Origin of the sequence: Actinomadura sp. NBRC 104425, from assembly GCF_030269545.1 — a bacterium.
In the GTDB taxonomy this organism is placed as follows: Bacteria; Actinomycetota; Actinomycetes; order Streptosporangiales; family Streptosporangiaceae; genus Spirillospora; species Spirillospora keratinilytica.
In genome coordinates this window covers 1-8,369 of the sequence record NZ_BSTN01000059.1, presented here as the reverse complement: position 1 = coordinate 8,369, position 8,369 = coordinate 1, and the positions used below count along the sequence as shown (strand labels likewise).

Annotated in this window: 1 protein-coding gene; it reads left to right on the top strand. The window is 69.9% G+C overall.

The genetic code is table 11. The annotated features are described in order from the left end of the window. Window positions 1-8,369 (top strand): non-ribosomal peptide synthetase (locus QSK22_RS32935; RefSeq protein ID WP_285498412.1); only part of this gene is annotated, 8,369 nt, incomplete at both ends.

The following is an 8,369-nucleotide window of genomic DNA, read 5'->3' as shown; positions in this document are numbered from 1 at the left end:
CGGTCGGGTCGACGATCAGGTGAAGATTCGGGGGTTCCGGATCGAGCTGGGCGAGATCGAGGCGGCTGTTGCCGCACACGCCTCGGTGGGGCGGGTCGCGGTCGTGGTGCGCGAAGACCAGCCCGGCACGAAACGCTTGGTCGCCTACATCGTTCCCGCGGAGGGGGCCGGTGTGGATGAGGGCGTGTTGCGGGATCATGTGGCGGGGCGGTTGCCGGAGTACATGGTTCCGGCGGCGTTCGTGGTGTTGGAGGCGTTGCCGACCACGCCGAACGGCAAGCTGGACCGCGCCGCCCTCCCCGCGCCGGATTTCGGTGGCCGGTCGGGTGGGCGTGCCCCGGCGAACGCGACCGAGGAGGTGCTGTGCGGCCTGTTCGCCGAGGTCCTCGGCCTGGACCAGGTCGGCGCTGAAGACTCCTTCTTCGACCTTGGCGGTGACTCCCTCCTCGCCATGCGGCTGATCGCCAGGATCCGGGCGGTGTTCGCCGTCGAAGTGGAGATCAGGGCGCTGTTCACGACGCCGACCGTCGCGAGCATCGCCCAGATCGTCTCGGCGGAGGGCCGGGGCACCACCCGCAGGGCGCTGACGGCTCGCCGCCGCCCGGACGTGGTGCCCCTGTCCTACGGGCAGCAGCGCATGTGGTTCCTCAACCGCCTCGAAGAGGAAGGCTCCGGCGCCGCCTACAACCTGCCGCTGGCCCTGCGCATCTCCGGTGAGCTCGACGTCCCCGCGCTGGAAGCGGCCCTGGCCGACGTCGCCGACCGGCACGAGAGCTTGCGCACGATCTTCCCCGAGACGGGCGGCGTCCCGCGCCAGCACATCCTGACGGGCCGCGCCGGTCACCCCCGGTTGAACGTCACGCCCGTCGAGGCGGCCGAGGTGGACCGGGTGCTCGCCGAGGAGACCGAAGCGGGCATCGACGTGGAGCGCGAACTGCCGTGGCGCATCCGGTTGCTGGTCCTCGGGGACGACGAGTACATCCTGGTGATCACGGCGCATCACATCGCGGTGGACGGCTGGTCGCTCAGCGTTCTGGCCCGGGACGTGGGCATTGCCTACGCGGCGCGGCTGGAGGGGCGGGAGCCGGATTGGGCGCCGTTGCCGGTCCAGTACGCCGACTATGCGATCTGGCAGCGTGAGGTTCTCGGTGACCTGGACGATCCGGACAGTGTGATCAGCGGTCAGCTCGGTTATTGGCGTGAGGCCTTGCGTGATCTGCCGGAGGAGCTGGCCCTGCCGACGGACCGGCCGCGTCCCGCCGTCCCCTCGTTCAAGGGCGCGATGACGCCCGTGGGCGTGTCCGCCGAGGTCCACACGGGCCTGACCGAGGTGGCGCAGCGGCAGGGCGCCAGCGTCTTCATGGTGGTGCAGGCCGCGCTGGCGGTGTTGCTGGCCCGGCTCGGCGCGGGCACCGACATCCCGCTCGGCACCGCGACCGCCGGCCGGGACGAAGCGGTACTCGACGGCCTCGCCGGGTTCTTCGTCAACACCCTGGTGCTGCGCACCGACGTCGGCGGCGACCCGTCGTTCACCGATCTGGTGAAGCGCGTCCGCGACACCGACCTGGCCGCCTACGCCCACCAAGACATCCCGTTCGAACGGCTGGTGGACGACCTCAGCCCCGTCCGGTCGCTGTCGCGTCAGCCGCTGTTCCAGGTGATGTACTCGCTTCAGAGCGCTGCGGGCGACCGGCAGGGCCGCTGGGAACTGCCGGGGCTCCAGGTCGATCTGCTGCCGCCCCGCGAAGGCTCCGAGGCGGCCCGGTTCGATCTGTCGGTCACCCTGTCGGAGCGGCGCGACGAGCACGGTGCGCTGGCGGGCATTGGCGGCGGCATCCAGTACGCCACCGACCTGTTCGACGAATCCACCGCGCGTTCCATCGCCGACCGCTTCGTGCGGGTGCTGGAGCAGGTCGCGGCCGACCCTGAGCTGAGGGTCAGCCAGGTCGATGTTCTGGACGAGGCCGAACGTCACGTGTTGCTGACGGATTGGAATGCCACCGCGCGGCCTGTCCCGGCGGTGACGGTGCCGGGCCTGGTTCAGGAGTGGGCGGAGCGCACGCCGGATGCGGTGGCGTTGCGGTGCGGTGAGGTGTCCCTGACGTATGCCGAGTTGGAGGCGCGGTCGAACCGGTTGGCCCGGTACCTGCGGGACGCCGGGGTCGGTCGTGAGTCGGTGGTGGGCCTGTCCCTGCCGCGTGGTGTGGACGCGGTGGTGGCGATGGTGGGTGTGTGGAAGGCGGGCGCCGTCTATGTGCCGCTGGATCCGGAGTATCCGGCCGACCGGCTGGAGTTCATGCTCGCCGACAGCGGTGCGTCCCTGCGCATCGACTCGCTGGACGAGTTGATCGCGGAGCAGTCTTCCGAGCCGCTGGGGGTCGGGCTGGACCCGGCGAGCCTGGCGTACGTCATCTACACCTCCGGCTCGACGGGCCGTCCCAAGGGCGTGATGGGGCACCACGGCGGCATGATCAACCTGGTGGAGGCGCTGCGGCCGGTCCTGGGCGCCGCGCCGGGTAAGGCGGTTTTGCAGTTTGCGTCGTTCAGCTTCGACGCCTCTGTGCTGGACATCGCGGTGACGTTGTCGTCGGGTGCGACGCTGGTGATCGCCACGCCGCAGGAGCGTGCCGACTCGGCGGTGTTGACGCGGATGCTCAACGAGCAGGGCGTGGATGCGGCGAGCATCGTGCCGTCGCTGTTGCGCGTGCTCGATCCGGCGCAGGTCGAAGGTGTGGGCCGGTGGGTGCTGGGCGCCGAGCGGCTGTCGGCGGACCTGGCAGCGCGCTGGTCAGGTGGCGATCGGTTGTGGAACACCTATGGGCCGACCGAGACGACGGTCATGGCGACGGTCGGTGTGGTGGACGGTCCTGGGACGCCGCCGATCGGGCGTCCGATCGGCAACACGCAAGTGTTCGTGTTGGACGAGTACCTCCAGCCCGTGCCGGTCGGCGTGACCGGCGAACTCTACGTCGCCGGTGCGGGCGTCACCCGCGGCTACGTCAACCGCCCCGCCCTGACCGCCGAGCGGTTCGTGGCCTGCCCGTTCGCCCCAGGCGAGCGGATGTACCGCACCGGCGACTTGGTCCGCTGGGCTCCTGAAGGCGTGTTGGAGTTCGTCGGCCGAGCCGACGAACAAGTCAAGATCCGTGGGTTCCGGGTGGAGCCGGGCGAGGTCGAGGCCGTCCTGGCCGAGCACGAGAGCGTTGACCGTGCGGTGGTGCTGGTCCGGGACGAGCGCCTGGTGACGTATGTCGTGCCGTCCAACGGTGCGGTAGACGCTGCGGCTCTGCGCGAGCATCTGTCGGCCGCTGTGCCCGAGTACATGGTTCCGGCCGCCTTTGTGCAGCTGGAGGAGTTGCCGCTGACGGTCAACGGGAAGCTTGACCGGGCCGCGTTGCCTGCCCCCGATTTCGCGGGCCGGTCGGCGAGCCGCGCCCCTGCCACTCCCACCGAGGAGGTTCTCTGCGGCCTGTTCGCCGAAATCCTCGGGTTGGAGCAGGTCGGGGCCGAAGACTCGTTCTTCGACTTGGGCGGTGATTCGCTGCTGGCGATGCGGCTGCTCGCCCGGATACGTGCGGTCTTCGACACCGAGATCGGCATCCGGACGTTCTTCACCGACCCCACCGTCGCCGGACTCGCCAGGGCCGTCGTCGTGGGCACGGATCAGGCTCGTCCGCCGCTGACGGCCCGGCCCCGTCCGGACAGGCTGCCGCTGTCGTACGGCCAGCAGCGCATGTGGTTCCTCAACCGCCTCGAAGAGGAAGGCTCCGGCGCCGCCTACAACGTGCCGCTGACGTTGCGGCTGTCCGGCCCCCTGGACGTGAACGTGTTGAAGGCGGCGCTTGCAGATGTCGCGGAACGGCACGAGACCCTGCGCACTATCTTCCCCGAGGTCGATGGCGCGCCTTCTCAGCGCATCCTGACCGGTGAGGCGGGACGTCCCCCGCTGACGATCAGTCAGGTGCCCGAGGCGGAACTCGCCGAACTCGTCGAAGCCGAGGTGAGCCGTGGATTCGACGTCGGCACGGAACTGCCGTGGCGCGTCCGGCTGGTGATCCTCGATGAGAACGAGTACGCCCTGGTGATCACGGCGCATCACATCGCGGTGGACGGCTGGTCGGTCGGTGTCCTGACCCGCGACCTGGGCATCGCCTACGCGGCGCGGCTGGAGGGGCGGGAGCCGGATTGGGCGCCGTTGCCGGTCCAGTACGCCGACTATGCGATCTGGCAGCGTGAGGTTCTCGGTGACCTGGACGATCCGGACAGTGTGATCAGCGGTCAGCTCGGTTATTGGCGTGAGGCCTTGCGTGATCTGCCGGAGGAGCTGGCCCTGCCGACGGACCGGCCGCGTCCCGCCGTCCCCTCGTTCAAGGGGGCGTCGGTGCCGGTCGGGATCTCCGCCGAGGCACACGGTCGGCTGGTGGAACTCGCCCAGCACAGCGGCTCCACGGTGTTCATGGTGGTGCAGGCCGGCTTGGCGCTGCTGCTGTCCCGGCTCGGCGCGGGCACCGACATCCCGCTCGGCACCGTCACCGCGGGCCGGGGAGACGCCGACCTCGACGGCCTCGTCGGATTCTTCGTCAACACGTTGGTGTTGCGCACCGACGTCGGCGGCAACCCGACGTTCGCCGACCTCGTCGAACGTGTCCGCGAGACCGACCTGGCCGCCTACGCCCACCAAGACGTGCCGTTCGAGCGACTCGTGGACGAACTGAACCCCGTCCGGTCGCTGTCGCGCCAACCGCTGTTCCAGGTTTCGTACGCCCTGCAGAGCGTGCCCGTCGCACAGGGCCGGTGGGACCTGCCCGGCCTGCAGGTCGAGCCGTTGCCGCCGGGCGACGAGGCCGAGACCGCCCGGTTCGACCTGTCGATCAGCCTTGCCGAGCACCGCGGCCGCGAAGGAGAACCGGCGGGCATCGCCGGCGCGCTCCAGTACGCCACCGACCTGTTCGACAGGCCGACCGCCGAGGCGCTGGCAGCCCGGTTGCAGCGGGTCCTCGAACAGGTCGCCTTCAACCCCGGCCTCAAGGTCGGCGAAATCCAGATTCTGGACGACATGGAACGGCAGGCAGCGCTGGTGGACTGGAACACCACCAAGCGTCCCGTCCCGGCGGTGACGGTGCCGGGCCTGATCCAGGCGTGGGCGGAGCGCACGCCGGATGCGGTGGCGTTGCGGTGCGGTGAGGTGTCCTTGACGTATGCCGAGTTGGAGGCGCGGTCGAACCGGTTGGCCCGGTATCTGCGGGACGCGGGGGTCGGTCGTGAGTCGGTGGTGGGTCTGTCCCTGCCGCGTGGTGTGGACGCGATCGTTGCCGTGGTGGGTGTGTGGAAGGCGGGTGCCGCCTATGTGCCGCTGGATCCGGAGTATCCGGTCGACCGGCTGGAGTTCATGCTCGCCGACAGCGGTGCGTCCCTGCGCATCGACTCGTTGGACGAGTTGATCGCGGAGCAGTCTTCCGAGCCGCTGGGGGTCGGGCTGGACCCGGCGAGCCTGGCGTATGTGATCTACACCTCCGGTTCCACGGGCCGTCCCAAGGGCGTGATGGGGCACCACGGCGGCATGGTGAACCTGGTGGAGGCGTTGCGGCCGGTCCTGGGGGCGGCGCCGGGTAAGGCGGTTTTGCAGTTTGCGTCGTTCAGCTTCGACGCCTCTGTGCTGGACATCGCGGTGACGTTGTCGTCGGGTGCGACGCTGGTGATCGCCACGCCGCAGGAGCGTGCCGACTCGGCGGTGTTGACGCGGATGCTCAACGAGCAGGGCGTGGATGCGGCGAGCATCGTGCCGTCGCTGTTGCGCGTGCTCGATCCGGCGCAGGTCGAAGGTGTGGGCCGGTGGGTGCTGGGCGCCGAGCGGCTGTCGGCGGACCTGGCGGCCCGCTGGGCAGGCGGTGACCGACTCTGGAATACCTACGGTCCGACCGAGACGACGGTCATGGCGACGGTCGGTGTGGTGGACGGTCCGGGAACGCCGCCGATCGGCTGCCCGATCGGCAACACCAAGGCGTTCGTGCTGGACGAGTTCCTGCAGCCCGTTCCCGCCGGGGTGACCGGCGAACTCTACGTCGCCGGCGCCGGGGTCACCCGCGGCTACGTCAACCGCGCCGCCCTGACCGCGGAGCGGTTTGTGGCCTGCCCGTTCGTTGCCGGGCGGATGTACCGGACCGGTGACCTGGTCCGCTGGACGGCCGATGGCAAGCTGGAGTTCGTCGGGCGTGCGGACGAGCAGGTGAAGATTCGTGGGTTCCGGGTGGAGCCGGGCGAGGTCGAGGCCGTCCTGGCCGAGCACGAGAGCGTTGACCGTGCGGTGGTGCTGGTCCGAGACGAGCGCCTGGTGTCGTATGTCGTGCCGTCCAACGGTGCGGTAGACGCTGCGGCTCTGCGCGAGCATCTGTCGGCCGCTGTGCCCGAGTACATGGTTCCGGCCGCCTTCGTGCAGCTGGAGGAGTTGCCGCTGACGGTCAACGGGAAGCTTGACCGGGCCGCCCTTCCCGCGCCCGACTTCGCGGGCCGAACGGCGAGCCGCGCCCCCGCCACCCCCACCGAGGAGGTTCTCTGCGGCCTGTTCGCCGAGATCCTCGGGTTGGAGCAGGTCGGGGCCGAAGACTCGTTCTTCGACTTGGGCGGTGACTCGCTGCTGGCGATGCGGCTGCTCGCCCGGATACGCGCGGTCTTCGACACCGAGATCGGGATCAGGACGCTGTTCGCCGAGCCCACGGTCGCCGGTGTCGCGAAGGCCGTGACGGCGGGCACGGACCGGGCCCGTCCGCCGCTGACGGCCCGGCCTCGCCCGGACAAGCTGCCGCTGTCCTACGGCCAGCAGCGCATGTGGTTCCTCAACCGCCTCGAAGAGGAAGGCTCCGGCGCCGCCTACAACCTGCCCCTCACCTTCGAACTCTCCGGTGACCTGGACGTGGACGCCCTGGGTGCCGCGCTCACCGACCTCTCCGAGCGGCACGAGACCCTCCGCACGGTCTTCCCTCAGATCGACGGCACGCCCTACCAGCGGATACTCACCGTCGCAGAGGCCGGTTCGCCGCTGGAAGTGATCCAGGTGGCGGACGACGAGTTCGACCAAGTCCTCGCCAGCCAGGTCACTCAGGGATTCGACATCGAGCGGCAGGTTCCATGGCGGGTCCGGCTGCTCGACCGTGGTGACGGACGCTACGTCCTGGTCATCGTGGCGCACCACATCGCGGTGGACGGCTGGACGATGGGGCTGCTCGCACGTGACCTGCGCGCCGCCTACACGGCGCGGCGCCAGGGCAGCGCACCGGAGTGGCCCGAACAACCTATCCAGTACGCCGACTACGCATTGTGGCAACGCGAGGTACTGGGCGACCCGGACGATCCGGACAGTGTGATCAGCGGTCAGCTCGAGTACTGGCGTGAGGCCTTGCGTGATCTGCCGGAGGAGCTGGCCCTGCCGACGGACCGGCCGCGTCCCGCCGTCCCCTCGTTCAAGGGCGCGTCCGTTCCTGTCGAAATCTCCGCCGAGGCACATGACCGCCTGGTCGAGTTCGCCCAGCGCAGCGGCTCCACGGTGTTCATGGTGGCGCAGGCCGCGCTGGCGGTGCTGCTGTCCCGGCTCGGCGCCGGCACCGACATTCCCCTCGGCACCGCGACCGCCGGACGCGGAGATGTGGCACTGGACGAGGTCGCCGGGTTCTTCGCCAACACGCTGGTGCTGCGCACCGACGTCGCCGGCGACCCGTCGTTCGCCGACCTGGTGAAGCGCGTCCGCGAGACCGACCTGGCCGCCTTCGGGCACCAGGACATCCCGTTCGAACGGCTCGTGGACGACATCAATCCTGCCCGGTCGCTGTCCCGCCAGCCGCTGTTCCAGGTGATGTTCGCCCTCCAGAACCTGCCTCAGGTTCGCGGCGGCTGGGACCTGCCCGGCCTGCAGGTCGAGCCGTTGCCGCCGAAGGACGTCACCGAGGTCGCCCGGTTCGACCTGTCGGTCAGCCTGACGGAGCACCGGGACGAGAACGGCGCGCCCATGGGGATCGGCGGCGGCATCCAATACGCAACCGACCTGTTCGATGAGTCCACTGCACGTGCCCTGGCCGACCGCTACGCACGGGTGCTGGAGCAGGTCGCGGCCGATCCGGAACTGCGCGTGAGCCAAATCGATGTTCTGGACAAGGCCGAGCGGCGTGCCGTGGTGGTGGACTGGAACGCTACGCGGGCGCCGGTCGCAGACGCCCTGATCCCCGAGCAGATCCGCGCATGGGCCGGGCGCACGCCGGATGCGGTGGCGTTGCGGTGCGGTGAGGTGTCCTTGACGTATGCCGAGTTGGAGGCGCGGTCGAACCGGTTGGCCCGGTATCTGCGGGACGCGGGGGTCGGTCGTGAGTCGGTGGTGGGTC